This window comes from Aureimonas ureilytica DSM 18598 = NBRC 106430 (genome assembly GCF_000382705.1).
Taxonomy (GTDB): Bacteria; Pseudomonadota; Alphaproteobacteria; order Rhizobiales; family Rhizobiaceae; genus Aureimonas; species Aureimonas ureilytica.
The window spans coordinates 91311-108979 of record NZ_ARQE01000008.1 but is presented as its reverse complement, the minus strand read 5'-3'; the positions used below and the strand labels follow the sequence as shown (position 1 = coordinate 108979).

Genomic DNA, 17669 nt, shown 5'->3' with positions numbered 1-17669 from the left:
TTCATTAACTAATGAAAGCGAAGCGTTTCGGCCCGACCGGGCGGGTGTCTTACTTTGGAACGACTATAAAAAGACATCGCGCGACGCACTTGGCCGGCGGCACCCGAAGGGCGGCGCCGGCCATGCGAACGGGCGCTCGTCAGCGGGCGCCGGCCTCGAACACGGTGCGCGCCGCGCCGATCCCCAGGAGTCCCGCCAGTTCGCGCGTCACGACCTCTCGGAAATGCGGATCGTGCGACAGGTCGGTCCCGAAAACTTCCGGGAACTGGAAATAGGCTTCCACGAGGGATTCGGCGGTGCGCTTGTCGCGCGTCGCCTCGGCAAAACGCGCCGCCAGGGGATCGCGCACGTCGATCGGCCGGCCGTCCTCGTCATGCCCCGTCGCATAGACCATCCAGGCCGCAACGCCGAGCGCCAGACGCTCGAAGCCCGCGCCCGCCTTCAGCCGGTCGCGGATCGTGCCGAGAAGCCGCTGCGGCAGTTTCTGCGAGCCGTCCATGGCGATCTGCCAGGTGCGGTGGCGCAGCGCCGGATTGCGGAAGCGCTCCAGAAGCGCGGCGCGATAGGCGGCGAGATCGAAGCCCGGCAGGCTGGGGAGCGTCGGCGTGACCTCCTCGCGCATCATGGCTTCCAGCAGCTCGGCGAACCCCGGCGCGGCCATGGCGTCGGCCACCGTCTCGTGGCCCGAAAGGTAGCCGAGATAGGCGAGCGTCGAGTGCGAACCGTTGAGAAGACGCAGCTTCATCAGCTCGAAGGGCTCGACCTCCTCGGCAAAGGTCGCGCCGCCGAGCTCCCATTGCGGGCGCCCTTGCGGGAAATGATCCTCCACCACCCATTGCGTGAAGGGCTCGGCCATGACGGGCCAGGAATCCTCGACGCCCAAAGCCTCAGCCACCAGCGCTCTGTCGGCGTCGGTGGTGGCCGGCACGATGCGGTCGACCATGGTGCAGGGGAAGGCGACGTCAGCGCGGACCCAGGCGCCGAGTTCGGTGTCGCGCAGTTCGGCAAAGCGGGTGACGACCTTGGCGACGGTGCGCCCGTTGGACGGGAGATTGTCGCAGGAAAGAACCGTGAAGGGCGCCAAGCCGGCGCGGCGGCGGCGATCCAGCGCCTCGACCAGGAAGCCGATCGCGGTCTGGGGCTTCTCCGGCTCGGCGAGATCGTGGACGATGCCGGGATGGGCCTCGTCGAGTTCGCCCGTCGCCGGCTTGTGGCAATAGCCCTTCTCCGTGACCGTCAGCGAGACGATGCGCGTGTCCGGCGCGGCCATGAGGGCGAGAACGGCTTCGGGGTCCTCCGGCGCGACGAGGCTCTGGAGGATCGAGCCGATCACCTCGAAGCGATCGCCTTCCGCCCCGCGCACGGCCACCGTGTAGAGCCCGTCCTGCGGCCCCAGCGCGTCGCGCGTGTCGGGGCTGCGCAGCGACACGCCGGCAATGCCCCAGCTGAGATCGCCCGAGGCGAGCACGGCTTCCGTCATCACGGCCTGATGGGCGCGGTGGAACGCCCCGAGGCCGAGATGGACGATGCCGACCTTGACGTCTGCGCGGTTGTAGGCGGGGCGCTGGACGCTGGACGGGAGGTTCGCGAGCGCGGTCTCGGACAGGCGGTTCATGTCGGGTTCCCTTGGGCCTCCACGATGGGGCCGGCGCTCAATGCGCCGGCTGGGACTGCTTGGCGCGGGCGACGATCTGCGTCGGATTGACGAATCGCAGGGCGAGCACGAGCCAGAAGAGCGTCGTGACCATATAGACCACGGCCATGGCGTCGATCGACTGCGAGGCGCGAACGCCGGACGCGAAGACCGCGTAATAAAGCGAGACGACCAGCGTCTGGCTCGTCGGCCCGGCCACGAGGAAGGTCAGCTCGAACATGGCGATGGTGCGCACCAGAACCAGAAGCAGCGCGGCCAGCATGCCCGGCAGAAGCAGCGGCAGGAGGATGCGCAGGAACAGGCTGCCCGTGCCGGCCCCGAAGACGCGCGCGGCGGCCTCCACGCGGGGGTCGATCTGCTCGATGAAGGGGATCATCACCAGAACGACGAAGGGAATGGAGGGCACGAGATTGATGATCACGACGCCCCAGAAGGAGCCGCCCAGCCCGACCTGATAGAGGAGCGTCGCCAGCGGAATGCCGTAGGTGAGCGGGGGCACCAGAAGCGGCAGCAGGAACAGGAGGATGGCGAAGCGCTTGCCCGGAAAGTCCCGCCGCGCCAGCGCATAGGCCGTGGTGATGCCGATGAGGCCGGACAGGATCGTGACGAGGAACACGACCTGGAAGGTGACGAGAAGAACGTCGGTCAGCTGGAACTCGCGCCAGGCGGAGAAGTACCAGCGCGTGGTGAAGTCCACCGGCAGCCAGGTGCCGAGCCAGCGCGTCGCCAGCGAGTTCGTCACCACGGCGCCGATGACGCCGAGAAGATTGAGCACGAAGAGGATGGTGACGGCCCAGACGGCCGTTCGCCAGAGTTTGGAGCCGATGCCACGGTCGCGGATCATGGGGTCAGCCTTTCGTTCCGCCGGCGGGGCCGCGATAAAAGAGACCGCGGATGCCGAGAACCGCGAGCACCACGGCGAGCTGCACCAGCCCCATGATGATGGCGATCGCCGAACCGAGCGAGTGATTGTATTCCTCGAAAGCCGCCGAATAGGCCGCGATCGAGATGACGCGCGTCGCGCCCGCCGGAGCGCCGAGCAGCACCGCCGAGGGGAAGACGGCGAAGGCCTGCACGAAGGCGAGGCAGAAGGTGACGGCAAGGCCCGGCACCAGAAGCGGGAGGAAGACTCTCGTGAAGCGCCGCCGCGCATTGGCCCCGAGCGTCGCCGCCGCCTGCTCGATCGCCGGATCGATGCCCGACACGTAAGAGAGGGTCAGAAGAAAGGCGAAGGGAAAGCCGGTGATGAGCAGCGAGGCAAAGACGCCCCAGTAATTGTTGGTGAGGCGGATCGGCGCGTCGAGAAGGCCGATCAGGATCAGCGTGCGATTGAACCAGCCCTGCGGCCCCAGAAAGTTCAAAAGCCCTTCGGCGACCAGAACCGTGCCGAGCGTGATGGGGAGAACGAGAAGCGTGGTGAGCAGCCGCTGCCGGCGCATGAGGCGCACGCGAAAGGCGATGGGGACGGCGAGCGCGAGGTTGAGAAGCGTCACCGGCAGGGCGAGCCAGAGCGTCGCCGAGATCGTGTTGTAGAGGAACGGGTCGGAGAAGAAGCGGCGGTAGTTCTCGTACCAGGCGCCGTTTTCGGGCGTCAGCGAATCCACGACGCCATAGAGAAAGGGATAGACGAAGAGCGCCAGAACCGCGACGAGGCCGGGCAGGACGAGAAGCGTCGTGCCGTCGATGCCGCGCGCGGCAAGGCGCGTCTTCAGCGACGGGCGCGCCATCACGCGCGGCGCGCTGGAGAAGGCGGCGTCGCTCATGCCCCCTCCCCTTCGAACACGAGCGTGCGCGCGGGGTCGAAGCGCAGCGTCACGCTCTCGCCATTGCGCAGCGCGCCGTCGGCGCGGAAATAGACGATCGTTCCGTCGGCAAGCGCCGCCGAGCCGAACCAGGCGCGGCCGCGATATTCGATGGCGCGCACGGTGCCCGTGAGGCCCTCGCCGCCGCGCGTCGCCACGAAATCCTCCGGCCGGGTCGAGACGGTGACCGCCGTGCCGGGCCGCAGCTTGGCCGCCGCCGGCAGGGTGATGCGTCCGCTCGCCAGATCCACCGCGCCGGCCCCATCCGCCACGCGGCCCGCAACGCGGGTGCGATAGCCCATGAAGTCGGCGACCTCGACATGGTTCGGCCGCTCGTAGAGGTCTTCGGGCGTTCCGACCTGCCGGATCAGGCCGCCCGACATGACGACGATGCGGTCGGCCAGCGACAGCGCCTCGTCCTGGTCATGCGTGACATAGATCGTGGTGGAGCTGATCGCCTCGTGAATGGCGCGGATTTCGGCGCGCATCTCCAAGCGCAGCTTGGCGTCGAGATTGGAGAGCGGTTCGTCCATGAGAACGATGGGCGGGCGGATGACGATGGCGCGCGCAATCGCCACGCGTTGCTGCTGGCCGCCGGACAATTGCCCCGGCAGCTTGTCGCCCTGAGAGCGCAGGCGCACGAGATCGAGCGCGGCGTCGATGCGGCTCTCGGCCTCCGCCTTCGGCACGCCCTGCATGGCCAAGCCAAACCCGACATTCTTGCGGATCGTCATATGCGGAAAGAGCGCGTAGCTCTGGAACACCATGCCGAAGCCGCGCTTTTCGGGCTCCAGCTCATGGATCGGGCGGCCGTCCAGACGGATTTCGCCTCCCGTCAGCGGCAGAAGGCCGGCGATGCAGTTCAGCGCCGTGGACTTGCCGCAGCCCGATGGGCCGAGCAGCGCGATGAACTCGCCGCGTTCCACGGCGAGATCGATGCCGGCCAGCGCCTTGTAGGTGCCGAAGGCGCGCTGCAGGTTCAGAAGTTCGAGGCGACCACCGCCTGCGGGCGGCGTCGCAGCGCGGCCGGAAGCCGTCACGGGAAAGCTATGGGCGTTCATCGCGGGGGGTCTCCGGCCTGATGGGAGAGCGGCTCCGGCGGACGGGGCCGGAGCGAAGGAGCGGCCGGATCAGCCGGCCGCTCGCTCGAGAGTTTGGAGGCGTCAGCCCTTCTTGGCGCCGATCCGCTCGTCCCAGATGCGGAAGGCGGCGACGAGCTTGTCGGCGTCGAGCGGGGTTTCCAGCGGATTGTTGGCGATCCAGTCGTCATATTGCGGACGGCCGAATTCCTTGATCGCGTCCTGGCTTTCCTGCGGCGCCATGGACAAGGGCACGTCCTTCACCGCCGGGCCGGGGTAGAAATAGCCCTGGTCATAGGCATAGGCCTGGGATTCCGGCGTCAGCATGAAGTTCATGAGGTCGAGGAGAACGGCGAGCTTCTCTTCCGAGACGCCCTTCGGCACGACCATGTAATGGGCGTCCGTCACCCAGTGGAAACCGGCCAGCGTGCCGACCTCGGCCTCGGCCGGAACCGTGCCGAGAACGCGCGGGTTGATGTCCCAGCCCGTGGTGGAGACGACGATGTCGCGCGTGCCTTCGCCCAGCTCGCGCATCGTCTGCGTCGTGCCCGAGGCGTAGTATTCGATGTTCTGGCCGAGCTCTTCCAGGTAGGCCCAGGTCTTGTCCCAGCCCTTCACGGGATCGCGCGGGTCAGCATCCTTCAAAAGATAGGGCAGGCCCATCAGGAAGGTCCGACCCGGTCCGGAATTGGACGGGCGCGCATAGATGAACTTGTTCTTGTTGGCCTTGGTCCAGGCCAGAAGCTCTTCGGCCGTCTTGGGCGGCGTCGGAACGCGGTCCGGCATGAACTCGATCAGCGGGCCGGACGGGTAATAGGACACGACGACGCCGTGGTCCCTCGCCATGGCCTGCATCTTGTAGGCCTGCGGAATGTAGATGCCCTCGAGATTGGGCAGATCGGCCATATAGGGCTTGAGATCGGTCCAGATGCCCTGGTCGAGGCCCGCCGAGAGCGCGTCCGTGCCGGTCAGGACGAGGTCGATATCGACCCGGCCCGCCGCCTGCTGCGCCTTGAGCTTGGCGGGGAGTTCGGGCGCGGGGGCCTTGGTGAAGGCGATGCGGCTCGCCCATTCGGGCTTGGCCTCTGTGTAGCGCTCCATCGCGGCCTGCGTCAGCGCCAGATTGCCGGCGACATCGGCCACCGTGATCGTGACGGGGCTCGAAGGGGCTTTCAGCGCCGCGAAGGCGCGCCCGCCGAACAGCGTTGCGCCGGCCATGGCCGCCGTCGTTCCCATGAAGCGTCTGCGGTTCATGTTCATTGGTCGATCCTCCCTTGAATCCGCCGGTCTCCCGGCCGACGGATCGATTGTCAGATTTTGTAGGCGTCCTTGACGAGCCGATAGGTGAGGTCGATGGCGACCTCGCGCGCCTCGTCCTCGTCCAGCCGGCCATCGGCCACGAGCTTGGCGAGGAAGGCGCAGTCCACCCGCCGCGCCACGTCGTGGCGCGCAGGAATGGAGAGGAAGGCGCGGGTGTCGTCGTTGAAGCCGACCGTGTTGTAGAAGCCGGCGGTCTCGGTCACGTTTTCGCGGAAGCGCATCATGCCTTCCGGGCTGTCGTGGAACCACCAGGGCGGGCCGAGGCGGAGCGCCGGATAATGGCCGGCGAGCGGCGCCAGCTCGCGGCTATAGACCGTCTCGTCCAGCGTGAAGAGGATGATGGTGAGCCCCGCCTCGTTGCCGACGACGTCGAGCATTGGGCGCAGCGCGCCGACATAATCCGTGCGCTGTGGGATGTCGGCGCCCTTGTCGAAGCCGAAGCGCTCGAAGAGCTTGGAATTGTGGTTGCGCGACGAACCCGCGTGGATCTGCATGACGAGCCCGTCATCGAGGCTCATGCGCGCCATCTCGGTCAGCATCTGCGCGCGGAAAAGCTCGTTCTCCGCAGCGCTCCCCGTTCCCGCGAGGATCTTCGAGAACAGAAGCTCGCATTCGGCGGCCGAGAGATTGGCCGTGCGCGCGGACGGGTGGCCATGGTCCGTCGCGGTCGCGCCGCGCGCCTTGAAATAGGCGCGGCGGGTGCGGTGGGCGGCGAGATAGCCGCTATAGGTCTCAGGCTCTCCGGTCAGGGCGAAGAAGCGTTGCAGCGCCTCGGCGAAGCCCGGGCGATCGGGGTCCACCACGGCATCGGGCCGATAGGTCGGCAGCACGCGGCCTCGCCAGCCGGAGGCGCGCACCGCGTCGTGATGGGCGAGATCGTCGAGCGCCGAGTCGGTGGTGGCGATCGCCTCGAGGTTGAAGCGCTCGTAAAGGGCGCGCGGGCGCATGGCGTCGGTCTGCAGCGCCTCGGCGATCCGGTCGTAGATCGCGTCGGCATTCTCCGCCGACAGGCGATCCTCGATGCCGAAGACGGTTTGCAGCGAATGCTCGAACCAGAGGCGCGACGGCGTGCCCCGGAACAGGCGGTAATGTTCGGCGAAGAGGCGCCAGATGCGCCGCCCGTCGGTTTCCACCGGGCCGCCATCGGCGCGCGGAACGCCGAGCGATTCCAGCGGCACGCCCTGCGAATAGAGCATGCGGAAGACGTAATGATCGGGAATGACGAAGAGCGCGGCCGGATCGGGAAAGCGCTCGTTCTCGGAATACCAGGCGGGCTCGGTGTGCCCGTGCGGCGAGACGATCGGCAGCGTCTCGACCTCGGCGAACAGGCGGCGCGCGATGTCGCGCATCGTCGGCTCGACAGGCAGGAGCCGGTCCGGGTTGAGCGCCATCTTTTCCTCCCTTCGGCCGACCCGCCCTCCAGCGGGCTTCGTTCGGCCTTGGCAGCTTGGTACGACTGGTATACTAGAATGTCAATTGGCTCCCCTTGCCGAGTGCCCGATGTCCGACCATCCGCAGATCGAACCCGTCACCGCACCACGCCGCACCCCGCCGGCGCGCCGGGTGACGTCGGCCACGCAGATCTTCGAGGCCCTGCGGGCGGAAATCGTGGCCGCGCGCCTGCCGCCCGGCAGTCCGCTTCAGGACCGGATGCTGATCGAGCGTTTCGGCGTCAGCCGGACGCCCGTGCGCGAGGCGCTGATCCGATTGTCCGAGATCGGGCTCGTGGATATTTTTCCTCAGTCGGGAACATTCGTGTCGCGCGTGCCGGTCAACGCGATCCCCGAGGCCGTCCTGATCCGCAAGGCGCTGGAGGGCATCACGGTGGAACATGCCGCCATGCGGGCGACCGTGGAGGGTCTGGCGGGCGTCGATCTCGCGATCCGCCGGCAGCGCGGCGCGGCCCATACCGGCGATCTCGACGCCTTTCACGAGGCGGACGAGGCCTTCCATGCCGCGATCGCGGACCTCTCCGCCCATCCCGGCATCTGGGCGCTGCTCACCCAGGCCAAGATCCAGATCGACCGCGCCCGCCGCATGACCCTGCCCGTGCTCGGCCGCATGGAACAGGTGATCGCCGAGCACGAGGAAATCCGCGCCCATCTCGCCGCGCGCGACGTCGATGGGGCGAAGAAGGCGATGGAGCGGCACCTGGGCGCCGTCATTCCCGACGTCGCCGAACTCAAGGGGCGCTACCCCGACTATTTCATTTGAGAGCCCGGCGAGGAACCGGGCGGGAGGAGACAGACAATGCGGCAAGGCTGGAGATGGTTCGGCCCGAAGGCCCCGGTGACCTTGGACGAGGTGCGCCATGTCGGCGCGACGGATATCGTCTCGTCGCTGCACGAGGAGCCGATCGGCGCCGTCTGGACGCCGGAGGCGGTGGAAACGCGGCGCGACATGATCGAGACGACGCCGCAGGGGCGCGTTCCGCTGCGCTGGTCGGTGGTGGAAAGCATTCCCATTCCCGATGCGGTGAAGCGCAAGGGCGGAGCCGCCAGATCCGAGATCGAGGCCTGGATCGCCAGCCTCGAAGCGGTCGGGCGCGCCGGCATTCCCGTGGTCTGCTACAATTTCATGCCGGTCGTCGACTGGTGCCGCACGGAGCTCGACTTCGTGACCGACACGGGCGCGACGGCCATGCGCTTCGACTTCGACACGTTCGCCGCCTTCGAACTGTTCATTCTGGAGCGGCCGGGCGCGGAGCGAGATTATACCCCGGAGGAGCAGGCCCGCGCCAAGGCGACCTTCGCCGCCATGAGCGAGGAGGCCAAGGCCGATCTCGTGCGCAACATCACGAGCGCCCTGCCCGGCTCCACCACCGAGCCCATGACCATTCCGGGCTTTCGCGAGAAGCTGCAGGAATATCGCGACATCGACGCGCCGCGCCTGCGCCGGCATCTCATCGAGTTCCTGGAAGCGGTGACGCCCGCCGCCGAGGCGGTCGGCGTCAAGCTGACGCTGCACCCGGACGATCCGCCGCGCCCGCTCTTCGGCCTGCCGCGCATCGCCTCGACGGCGGAGGACTATGCCGCCCTCTTCGACGCCGTGCCCTCGCCGGCCAACGGCATGTGCTTCTGCACGGGGAGCCTCGGCGCGCGCGCCGACAACGACCTGCCGGCCATCGCCCGGCGCTTCGCCTCGCGCATCCATTTCGCGCACTTGCGCAACACGCGCCGCGAGGCGGACCCGCGCACCTTCCATGAATCGGCCCATCTCGACGGGGACACGGACATGGTCGCGGTGCTGCGCGAACTGAGCGCCGAAGACACGAAGCGGACCGGCGACGGCACCATCGTCTTCCGCTCCGACCACGGCCACCGCATGCTGGACGACCTCCACAAGACGGTCACGCCCGGCTATCCCGCGATCGGCCGCATGCGGGGTCTGGCCGAGTTGCGCGGCATTCTGCACGCGCTCGGACATCCGCCGGAAGCGCCGAAGCCCGTGCCGGCGGGCGAGCCGACGCCCGCCTGACGGCGGCGCGCCCGTCCTTCGGCAGCCAAGGAACGGGCGCTTCAGTCCGATCCGATGCGCGCTAGATCCTCGCGCATCGGAGGTCTCTCATGGATGCGACCGACATCGCCTTTCGCCTGGGGCTCGCCACGCTGGTCGGCCTCGCGCTCGGGCTCGACCGGGAATTGCGCGGCATCTCGGCGGGCATCCGCACCCATGCCATGGTCGCCATGAGTTCGGCGACGATCACGATCTCGGCGCTGATCCTGTTTCACGAGCTGAACGGGCTGACCCATTCCAGCCCCGACCCGCTGCGCGTCGTGCAGGGCCTCGCACAGGCGATCGGCTTCGTGGCGGCCGGGGCGATCTTCGTCTCGAAAGGCGATGTCCACAATCTGACCTCGGCGGCCAATATCTGGCTCGCCGCCGCGCTCGGCATCGCGGCGGGCGCGGGTCAGGTGGCGCTCGTCCTGATCGGCGCGGGCTTCGGCATCCTCATCATCTCGCTGGTGCGCGTCGTCGAGCGGGCCATTCCCGGCAGCGACAAGGCGCGGCGCGACTGAACGCTCAGACGGCCGCCGCCCAGCGGATCGGGTCCTCTTCGAGAAGCGCGCGCATGCCCTGCAATTCGCTCAAGCTCTTGCCGTCCAGAACGTCGGCAATGGCGTTGCGCACCTCCAGCATGACGAGCCGCACCCGGCAGGTGTCGACATCCGTGCAGTCCTCGCAGCGGCGATAGGCCGTGCGGCTGGCACAGGCGATCGGAGCGAGCGGGCCGTCCAGAACGCGCAGGACATGGCCGACCGGAATCTCGCCGGCAGACCGCGCCAGGGCATAGCCGCCATTGCGCCCCTTCTTGGCGATGATGAAGCCGGCGGCGCGCAACTCGCCGAGGATCGTGTCGAGGAACTTCTTGGAGATCGTGTTGCGGTTGGCGATCTCCTCGGACATGACGAGCTTTCCCGACGGCGCGTCGGCAAGATGCAGCATGGCCTTCAAACCGTACTTGCCCTTCGCCGTCAGCATCGCCTGTCCATCCCCGATCGATCCGTCACATTGTCACCCTTTGCCGCAAATAGAGCGTTTCAGCCGGGTTCACGAGGGGCATTTCGTTGCACGGGCGCTGCGATCGGCCGATCGGGCGGAGGCCGTCTGCTCTGGCGACGAAAAAAGGTCAGCATTGTTGACATAGTTTGCCGAAGGGCGCTTAAACGTGCCCACGCTCGCCAGATGCACGCCCCACCCGCTCCACGAAGCGTGACGGCAGCCAGGAGGACACCATCATGGACATGACCGACCTTTTCGCCACGCGGGCAGGACGCATGAAGGCGTCCGAAATCCGCGAACTGCTGAAGCTTCTCGACCAGCCCGACATCATCTCCTTCGCGGGCGGCATTCCCGACCCCGCCCTGTTCCCGCACGAGGCCTTCCGCCAGTCCTATGCCGAGGTTCTCGGCGGGGCGAGCGCCAACGCAGCCCTGCAATATCAGGTGAGCGAGGGCTTCCTGCCGCTGCGCCAATGGATCGCCGGCGAAATGGCCCGGATCGGCATTCCCTGCGACGAAGGCAATATCTTCATCACCTCGGGCTCGCAGCAGGGGCTCGACTATCTCGGCAAGCTGTTCCTGTCGCCGAACGACACGGCGCTCGTCACCTGGCCGACCTATCTCGGCGCGCTCCAGGCCTTCAGCGCCTACGAGCCGCGCTACGACCGCCTGTCGCCTGCGGGCGGCAACATGACGCCGGACGCCTATCGCGAGGCGGCGACGCAGGCCGGCGGCGCGGTAAAATTCGCCTATCTCGTGCCCGATTTCGCCAATCCGAGCGGCGAGACGCTGACGCTCGCCCAGCGCGAGGCGGTGCTGGATCTTGCCGAAGAACTCGGCATCGCGGTGATCGAAGACGCCGCCTATGCGGCGCTGCGCTACAGCGGCGAACCGGTGCCGCCGATCGCCGCGCTCGACGCGCTGCGCTCAGGGGGGATCGACGCGGGCCGCACGATCTATTGCGGCTCCTTCTCCAAGATCCTGGCGCCGGGCCTTCGCGTCGGCTGGATCTGCGCGCCGCGCCGGCTGATCGAGAAGCTCGTTCTCACCAAGCAGGCCTCCGATCTCCACTCGCCCTCGATCAACCAGATGGTGGTGCATCGGGTCGCCGAAACGCATTACGGCGCGCAGGTCGAGCGCACCCGCGCGGCCTACCACGCCCGGCGCGACGCGCTTCTCAAGGCGCTGGAAGCGCACATGCCGGCGGGCGTCTCCTGGTCGCGCCCGGAAGGCGGCATGTTCGTCTGGATGACGCTGCCCGAGGGCATCGACGCGGCGGTTCTCCTGGCACGCGCGGTGAGCGAGGCGCGCGTCGCCTTCGTGCCGGGCAGCGCCTTCCACGCGGACGGATCGGGCACCAACACGCTGCGCCTGTCCTTCACGCTGGCCGACGAGCGCGCGGTGACGGAGGGCATTCCGCGCCTCGCAGCCCTGATCCGCAGCGCGCTGGAAAACTGAGCGCGTCCCGCGGCTTAACACCGATTCGCAGGGTTGACCGCTGGCAACCCCGCGAATCGGCCGCGATGCAGCGGTCGCAAGGCGCGTGGAGCGCTTGACAAGCGGGGCCGGTTGGAGTCCCGCTAGGGGTCCGACCCGTGCGGCAGACAGAGCGAGGACGCAAAGCCACCATGCCGATCCGGCGCGACATGCGCGGCTTCTACCCTATCGACTGGCGGGAACTTTCCCACTCCATCCGCTTTCGCCGCGCCAAGGGGCGGTGCGACCATTGCCGTCGCCCGCATGGAAAGCTCATCTGCGTCGGCGCGGACGGGATTTGGTGGGACGAGGTCGACAGGCTCTGGCGCGACGGGCGCGGCCGCCCCTTGCGCGAGGCGCGTCCGGCCCCGGCCGATCTGCCGCCCGACGTCTCGATGACCTGGACGCGCGTCTTTCTCGCCTGCGCGCATCTCGATCACGACACTGCCAACAACGCGTCGAGCAATCTCGCCGCGCTCTGCCAGCGCTGCCACCTGAACCACGACCGGGCCGAACACAGGCGCCGCCGCCGCCTGCGCTGGCGGGCCAGCAAGGCGATCGGCGATCTCTTCACCGGCCCATATCGCGAGCCCTGACGCGGCCTCGCGCTGTCAGGCTGCCGGCTTCGAGAGCGCGCGCGGCAGCGTTTCGAACAGGGTGGCGAAGCGGCTTCCTCGCCGGAAGAACACGGCGGGCTGCCCGATCGGCGCGGCGACTGAGATCGTCTCGCCGCCCGCATGGACGGCGCCCGTCCAGACATGGACCCATTCGGCGCCTTCGGGCAAATAGACCTCACGCTCGGTCTCACCAGCCTTCCAGACGGGGGCGACGAGAAGGTCGGCGCCGTAGAGATAGCTGTCCTGAATGGCGAAGGTGCGCCGGTCGTCGGGGAAATGCAGGAAGAGCGGGCGCTGCGCGGGCCAGCCGTGGGCGGCCGCCTCGGCCACGAGCGCGCGCAGATAGGGCGCGAGATGGACGTAAAGGCGCGTCATATCAGCGAAATGCGCCAGCACGCCCTCGTCGCCGTCGATCTGGAGATTGTCCTTCGGCCGGTTGCCCTCGTGGGTGCGCATGACCGGCGTGAAGGCGGCCATCTCGGCCCAGCGCATCATCAGCTCGGGCGTGCGGACATTGCCGAAGAGGCTGGTGTAGCCGCCGATGTCGGAGTGGTGGTAGGCGTTGCCGAGGAGCCCCGACGACAGAGCCCCGCAGATCACGGTCACGAGCCCGTCGTGGCGGGAGAAGTCGACCGACTGGTCGCCGCCCCACAGGAGCGGGCAATGCGCCCCGACGCCGGTGAAGCCGGCGCGCATGAAGAAGAGCGCGTCCCCCGTCTTGCCCCGGCTCTCGATGGCCTTCGCGTTCACCTCCGCCCAGAGCACCGGCCAGGGATTGTGCATCAGCTTGGCGTCGACGCCGTTGGCAAGATGCACGTCGATCGGCAGGTATTCGCCGAAATCGGCCATCCAGCCGGAGAGGCCGAAATCCAGCATGTTGCGGCCGATCACTCCTTCCGCGAACCAGTCGGCCGCCGCCGGATTGGTGAAGTCCACGACGCCGCAGTCGAACTCGCCGAAATCGACGAGCGCGGTGCCGCCCCGGCCGTCGGTCGCGAGATAGCCCGCCGCTTCGGCGACCCCGAAGAGCGGGCCGTCGTTGCAGAGATAGGGATTGACGTAGCCGAGGAAGCGGATGCCGTCCTTGGCCAGATCCGCGATGCGCTGGCGAAGATCGGGATAGCGGGTGTCGTTGGCCTGCCAGTCCCAGAAGAGGCGCGCGCCGAAGGAGGTGTGGCGCAGGCCCACCCAGTCCTCGCACCAGAGGCCGGACACCTCGACGCCCGCCGCGCGGATCGCCTCCAGCCGGGTGAACGAGTTCGCGCCGTCTTTCAGGCCGATGATCGCGCCCTTCATCACCCAGTCGGGCAAGGGCGGCTGGCGGCCGAAGCGGTTCGAGAGCTGCTCCACCAGCCCGAGGAAGTCCGGCGCCTCGTAGAACTCGATGCGCTCGGGGATCGCCCAGACCTCGATCTCGTGGAAGGCGGCGTGGCGGAAGTCGAAGACCGAATAGGCCGGCGTCTCGACATGGAGCGCGTAGCGGCGCGAGGAGAGATAGGTCGGCTGGGGGTAGTTGGTGTGGTAGTAGTCGCCGCCCGCCCGGCCCGCCACATCGGCCTTGAAGGTCAGTTCGCTCGTCTTGTCGCGCCCGACGCCGGGCTCGGAGGTCCAGAGCGGAAAGCGCCGGCCGCGCAGGTCGAAATAGGACATCTGCTCGCCGCCGCCCCAGACATGCTCGTCGGCCTCCGCCTCGACGCGCAGCCAGAGCCGGTTGATCGCGGGGTCCAGCGCCTCGCAGCGCAGGGCGTCGCCCGAGAGGACGAGCCGCAGGCGCGGGGCCTCGCCCTCGCGCGCGGAGAGCTCGATCGTGCCGCCGTCGACGCGCGCATGGCGCAGCGCGACGCGCTCGGTGACGTAGTCCTCGATGTCGAAATTGCCCCGGAACATCTCCATCCGCTCCTCGCCCCGGCCGACGAAGAGGCAGGGATGGTCCGCGTCGTGGCGCAGCACGCGCTTGCCGCGCAGGGACAGGGAGAAGCGGCCCGGCTTGGCTTCGAGGACGAGCGCGCCGGTGGGCCAGGCAAGGTTTTCGGTCATGACGGTCTCGGGATGGGGTGGGCCTGTCAGCCCTTGATCGAGCCGGCGGTGAGGCCGGAGACGACGCGCTCCTGGAAGATCACGATGAGGACCGCCACCGGCACGATGCCGACGACGAGCGCCGCCGAGATGACCGGCCAGGGGAAGGAGAACTCGCCCTGGTAGAGCTGGATGCCGACGGGCAGCGTGCGGAGCGCCGGGTTGGAGTTGAACGAGAGCGCCAGCAGGAACTCGTCCCAGGCGTTGACGAAGGCGAGGATGCCGGCGGTGAAGACGCCGGGCGCGCAGAGCGGCACCACGACCTTGAAGAGGGCGCCGAGCCGCGTGCAGCCGTCGATCATCGCGGCGTTCTCCAGATCCTGAGGAATGCCCTCGAAGAAGGACACGAGGATCAGCGTGCAGACGGGGAGCGAGAGCACCGTGTAGGGCAGGACCAGCGCGGTCCAGGAATTGAGAAGGCCGAGCGCCCGCATGATCTCGAAGAGCGGCACGAGGAGCGTGACCAGCGGAAAGGTCGAGACGGCGATGATGAGCGACAGGATCAGGCCGCGATAGGTCAGATTCAGCCGCGCCAGCGCATAGGCCGCGAGCACCGAGACGAAGAGCGTGAGCGCGGTCGAGAGCAGCGCCACCATGAAGCTGTTGAAGAGGAAGAGCAGCAGCGGCTGGTCGGAAAAGGCCATAGCGTAGTTGGCGAGCGTCGGCGCGTGGGGTGCCCAGGTGATGGGCAGCGCGGTCAGCTCGGCTTCCGTCTTCAGCGAGGTGAAGAGGATCCAGACGGCGGGAAACAGGCCGTTGAGGAGAAGGACGCCCGCCGCGATCAGGCGCAGCGGCGTGCCGGAGAAGAGTGCGAAGGGCGAAGACGGGGCGGCGGTGACGGTGCTCATCGGATCAGCCCTTCCGGCGCAGCATGCGGAGGTAGACGAAGGTCACGGCCATCGAGAAGGCGAACATGACGACGGCCAGCGCCGATCCGTAGCCGAGGTCGAGGAAGGAGACCGTGTTCTGGTGAATGTACATGGCGAGCGTGACGGTGGACGTGCCGGGGCCGCCTCCGGTCATCATGTAGGGAATGTCGAAGGTCTGGAGCGCGGTGATGGTGCGGAAGATCAGCGCGATCACGATAGCGGGCTTGAGAAGCGGCAGCGTGATCTCGAAGAACTGGCGCACGCGCCCCGCCCCGTCCACATCGGCCGCCTCGTAGAGCGAGCGCGGAATGGTCTGGAGGCCCGCCAGGATGATGAGCGCCATGAAGGACGAGGTCTTCCAGACGATGGTCAGGCAGATCGCGGCGAAGGCGTAGGTCGGCGAGTTGAACCAGATGATGCCCTCGAAGCCGAGGCGCTGGAGGACGTCGTTCACGATGCCGTATTCGGAATGGAAGAACCACGCGAAGATGAGGCCGGCGAAGGAAAGCGGCAGCGCCCAGGGAATGAGGAGCGACAGGCGCACCGGCCATTTGCGTCGAAACGGCAGATTGGCGAGAAGCGCCATGCCGAGGCCCATCAGGAGCGCGCCGGGCACGGTGATCACGGCGATCAGGAGCGTGTTCCAGGTCGCCTCCCAGAAGACCGGGTCGTCCCACATGAGGGCGAAGTTCTCGAGGCCGACGAACTCGGCCGGAAGGCCGGAGGTGAGCGACAGGTTCTGGACGCTCATCCAGAGAAGCCGCCCGACCGGATAGACGATGATCAAGGAGAGAAGGATCGCGGCGGGCGCCAGCAGCAGCGCGGCGAGCACCTTGTCGCTGGGGTCGAGCCAGCGCACCCAAGCGGCCGGTTCCCGGTCGGTCTGTTTCATGGTGTCCGTCGCTACCAGAGTCATGCGCCCTCCCCGTCGCCGGCCCGCCGTCCGGGGAGCCGTCGTTCAAACCGCCGGCGGGGAGCCCGCGCCGGCGCTTACTCTTGCATGGATGGCCCGACCCGTCAGCGCAGGACGCGGCGCAGGCGCCCTTCCATCTCGGCCGCGCCCTCTTCCGGCGTCTTCACGCCGGCCAGCACCGAGTTGACCGTGGTGCGGATGATCTCGCTGACCTCGTTGTAGCGCGGGGTCACGGGCCGGGCGCGGGCGGTCTCGACGACCGGCAGCGCCTCGGCGAACCAGGGCGCGGACTTCACCACTTCGGGGTCCTGGTAGAGGCCCGCATAGGTCGGCAGCAGCGCGCCGTTGACGGCCATATATTGCGAGACCTTCTCGCCGCTGAGGTATTCGGCCAGCTTCTTGGCCTCGTCCTGATGCTGCGAATAGGCCGACACCCCGAACTCCCAGCCGCCGAGGCAGCTCGACTGCTCGCCCTGGCCCAGCGCGGGCAGACGCGCGACGCCGACCTTGCCGGCGACGGCCGATTCCGGCCCCTGGAAGTGCTTCCAGGCATAGGACCAGTTGACCGCGAAGAGCACCTTGCCGGCCTGGAACTCCTTGCGCGTGTCGTCGGTCGCCACTTCCGAGATGTTCTTCTTGGCGACGCCCTCGTCCACGAAGCTCTTCCACAGCGAGAGCGAGCGCACGGCTGCTTGCCTGTCGAAGGTCAGCTTGCCGTTGGAGACGAGCTGCTTGCCCTGGCTCCAGTAGGGCAGGAGGAAGGTGCAGACCGCGCCCTCGATCGCCTTGCCCTGGAAGGAGAGGCCCTGGAGGTCGGCGGCTGCCGTCCCCTCGCCTTGCGAGACCTTCTTGGCGGCGGCGGTCAGCTCCTCCCAGGTCTTGGGCGGCACGATGCCGTATTTGTCGAGGAGGTCCTTGCGATAATAGAGGAACATCGCGTCGGCGAAGGCCGGCAGGGCGACGACCTCGCCGTCCACCGTGTTGGCCTGCGCATAGGCCGGCAGGTAGCCCGACAGGTCCTTGTCCGGGAAGTGCGTCGTCCAGCCCGCGGCGGCGTACTGCGCCGGGCGGATCACGTCGAGCATCAGGACGTCGAGATTGGTGTCCTTGGCCGACATGACCGTGTTGAGATACTGCGCCTGCGCTTCCGACGTGTTGCCGCCGGTCTCGATCACGACCTTCACGCCCTGATTCTCGGCCTCGTAGGCGTCGAGCATCTTGCGCCAGACATCGGGCTGGTGCTGGCTGGACACGAAGATCTTGAGCTGCGTTTCGGCCAGCGCCGGCGTCGCCGCCAGGATGCAGGCGCCGAGCGCCGCGCGGATGAGATGGCTCATGCGCATGGAAATGTCCTCCCGTTG

At 67.9% G+C, this 17669-nt stretch carries 16 protein-coding genes; 5 read left to right on the top strand and 11 right to left on the bottom strand.

The annotated features are described in order from the left end of the window. Positions 1 to 139 precede the first annotated feature (139 nt). The 6 genes from B146_RS0116890 to uxaC form a co-directional block, all read right to left on the bottom strand. The gene (locus tag B146_RS0116890; RefSeq protein WP_019997652.1) at positions 140 to 1615 is read right to left on the bottom strand and encodes a mannitol dehydrogenase family protein; all 1476 of its coding nucleotides are present in this window, start codon (positions 1613 to 1615) and stop codon (positions 140 to 142) included. 37 nt (positions 1616 to 1652) lie between these two features. Next, the gene (locus tag B146_RS0116885) at positions 1653 to 2498 is read right to left on the bottom strand and encodes an ABC transporter permease (RefSeq protein WP_019997651.1); all 846 of its coding nucleotides are present in this window, start codon (positions 2496 to 2498) and stop codon (positions 1653 to 1655) included. A 4-nt stretch (positions 2499 to 2502) separates the two neighbouring features. Next, complete coding sequence (locus tag B146_RS0116880) at positions 2503 to 3381, bottom strand: ABC transporter permease (protein WP_026358689.1); 879 nt, start codon at positions 3379 to 3381, stop codon at positions 2503 to 2505. A gap of 32 nt (positions 3382 to 3413) precedes the next feature. Further along, positions 3414 to 4517, bottom strand: coding sequence for an ABC transporter ATP-binding protein (locus tag B146_RS0116875; protein WP_019997649.1), 1104 nt, complete (start codon positions 4515 to 4517; stop codon positions 3414 to 3416). A gap of 102 nt (positions 4518 to 4619) precedes the next feature. After that, positions 4620 to 5795, bottom strand: a complete 1176-nt coding sequence (locus B146_RS0116870; RefSeq protein WP_019997648.1) for an ABC transporter substrate-binding protein — start codon at positions 5793 to 5795, stop codon at positions 4620 to 4622. A gap of 50 nt (positions 5796 to 5845) precedes the next feature. Next, positions 5846 to 7246, bottom strand: a complete 1401-nt coding sequence (gene uxaC, locus B146_RS0116865; protein ID WP_019997647.1) for a glucuronate isomerase — start codon at positions 7244 to 7246, stop codon at positions 5846 to 5848. Between the two features lie 109 nt (positions 7247 to 7355). Here uxaC and B146_RS0116860 point away from each other — a divergent pair, with 109 nt between their 5' ends. The 3 genes from B146_RS0116860 (at position 7356) to B146_RS0116850 (ending at position 9874) form a co-directional block, all read left to right on the top strand. Then, positions 7356 to 8069, top strand: a complete 714-nt coding sequence (locus B146_RS0116860; protein ID WP_019997646.1) for a GntR family transcriptional regulator — start codon at positions 7356 to 7358, stop codon at positions 8067 to 8069. 36 nt (positions 8070 to 8105) lie between these two features. After that, on the top strand, positions 8106 to 9332 hold the full coding sequence (uxuA, locus tag B146_RS0116855; RefSeq protein WP_019997645.1) for a mannonate dehydratase: 1227 nt from the start codon (positions 8106 to 8108) through the stop codon (positions 9330 to 9332). Between the two features lie 89 nt (positions 9333 to 9421). Continuing rightward, on the top strand, positions 9422 to 9874 hold the full coding sequence (locus B146_RS0116850) for an MgtC/SapB family protein (protein WP_019997644.1): 453 nt from the start codon (positions 9422 to 9424) through the stop codon (positions 9872 to 9874). 4 nt (positions 9875 to 9878) lie between these two features. Here the strand turns inward: B146_RS0116850 and B146_RS0116845 are convergent, their stop codons facing one another. After that, positions 9879 to 10337 (bottom strand): RrF2 family transcriptional regulator, encoded by a 459-nt coding sequence (locus tag B146_RS0116845; RefSeq protein ID WP_019997643.1) that lies wholly within the window; start codon positions 10335 to 10337, stop codon positions 9879 to 9881. Positions 10338 to 10594: 257 nt separating this feature from the next. Between B146_RS0116845 and B146_RS0116840 the strand changes: the two genes are divergently transcribed. Continuing rightward, positions 10595 to 11815, top strand: a complete 1221-nt coding sequence (locus B146_RS0116840; protein ID WP_019997642.1) for an aminotransferase-like domain-containing protein — start codon at positions 10595 to 10597, stop codon at positions 11813 to 11815. A gap of 170 nt (positions 11816 to 11985) precedes the next feature. Continuing rightward, positions 11986 to 12429, top strand: a complete 444-nt coding sequence (locus B146_RS0116835) for a hypothetical protein (RefSeq protein WP_019997641.1) — start codon at positions 11986 to 11988, stop codon at positions 12427 to 12429. Positions 12430 to 12444: 15 nt separating this feature from the next. Here B146_RS0116835 and B146_RS0116830 read toward each other — a convergent pair whose 3' ends face one another. From B146_RS0116830 to B146_RS0116815, 4 genes are all read right to left on the bottom strand, one after another. Next, positions 12445 to 14487 carry an alpha-glucosidase gene (locus B146_RS0116830; protein WP_019997640.1) on the bottom strand — a complete coding sequence of 681 codons (2043 nt, stop codon included), beginning with the start codon at positions 14485 to 14487 and terminating at the stop codon, positions 12445 to 12447. A gap of 26 nt (positions 14488 to 14513) precedes the next feature. Then, positions 14514 to 15374, bottom strand: coding sequence for a carbohydrate ABC transporter permease (locus tag B146_RS0116825; RefSeq protein ID WP_019997639.1), 861 nt, complete (start codon positions 15372 to 15374; stop codon positions 14514 to 14516). 4 nt (positions 15375 to 15378) lie between these two features. Beyond that, positions 15379 to 16287, bottom strand: a complete 909-nt coding sequence (locus B146_RS0116820; protein ID WP_019997638.1) for a carbohydrate ABC transporter permease — start codon at positions 16285 to 16287, stop codon at positions 15379 to 15381. A 125-nt stretch (positions 16288 to 16412) separates the two neighbouring features. Beyond that, positions 16413 to 17651 carry an ABC transporter substrate-binding protein gene (locus B146_RS0116815; protein ID WP_019997637.1) on the bottom strand — a complete coding sequence of 413 codons (1239 nt, stop codon included), beginning with the start codon at positions 17649 to 17651 and terminating at the stop codon, positions 16413 to 16415. Positions 17652 to 17669: the final 18 nt, after the last annotated feature.

Bases quoted from the DNA above. Each gene is read 5' to 3' on its own strand.
- B146_RS0116860 (WP_019997646.1), top strand. From the start codon at position 7,356: ATGTCCGACCATCCGCAGATCGAACCCGTCACCGCACCACGCCGCACC.
- B146_RS0116875 (WP_019997649.1), bottom strand. From the start codon at position 4,517: ATGAACGCCCATAGCTTTCCCGTGACGGCTTCCGGCCGCGCTGCGACG.
- B146_RS0116850 (WP_019997644.1), top strand. From the start codon at position 9,422: ATGGATGCGACCGACATCGCCTTTCGCCTGGGGCTCGCCACGCTGGTC.
- B146_RS0116880 (WP_026358689.1), bottom strand. From the start codon at position 3,381: ATGGCGCGCCCGTCGCTGAAGACGCGCCTTGCCGCGCGCGGCATCGAC.
- B146_RS0116825 (WP_019997639.1), bottom strand. From the start codon at position 15,374: ATGAGCACCGTCACCGCCGCCCCGTCTTCGCCCTTCGCACTCTTCTCC.
- B146_RS0116830 (WP_019997640.1), bottom strand. From the start codon at position 14,487: ATGACCGAAAACCTTGCCTGGCCCACCGGCGCGCTCGTCCTCGAAGCC.
- uxaC (WP_019997647.1), bottom strand. From the start codon at position 7,246: ATGGCGCTCAACCCGGACCGGCTCCTGCCTGTCGAGCCGACGATGCGC.
- B146_RS0116815 (WP_019997637.1), bottom strand. From the start codon at position 17,651: ATGCGCATGAGCCATCTCATCCGCGCGGCGCTCGGCGCCTGCATCCTG.
- uxuA (WP_019997645.1), top strand. From the start codon at position 8,106: ATGCGGCAAGGCTGGAGATGGTTCGGCCCGAAGGCCCCGGTGACCTTG.
- B146_RS0116890 (WP_019997652.1), bottom strand. From the start codon at position 1,615: ATGAACCGCCTGTCCGAGACCGCGCTCGCGAACCTCCCGTCCAGCGTC.
- B146_RS0116835 (WP_019997641.1), top strand. From the start codon at position 11,986: ATGCCGATCCGGCGCGACATGCGCGGCTTCTACCCTATCGACTGGCGG.
- B146_RS0116840 (WP_019997642.1), top strand. From the start codon at position 10,595: ATGGACATGACCGACCTTTTCGCCACGCGGGCAGGACGCATGAAGGCG.
- B146_RS0116885 (WP_019997651.1), bottom strand. From the start codon at position 2,498: ATGATCCGCGACCGTGGCATCGGCTCCAAACTCTGGCGAACGGCCGTC.
- B146_RS0116820 (WP_019997638.1), bottom strand. From the start codon at position 16,287: ATGAAACAGACCGACCGGGAACCGGCCGCTTGGGTGCGCTGGCTCGAC.
- B146_RS0116870 (WP_019997648.1), bottom strand. From the start codon at position 5,795: ATGAACATGAACCGCAGACGCTTCATGGGAACGACGGCGGCCATGGCC.
- B146_RS0116845 (WP_019997643.1), bottom strand. From the start codon at position 10,337: ATGCTGACGGCGAAGGGCAAGTACGGTTTGAAGGCCATGCTGCATCTT.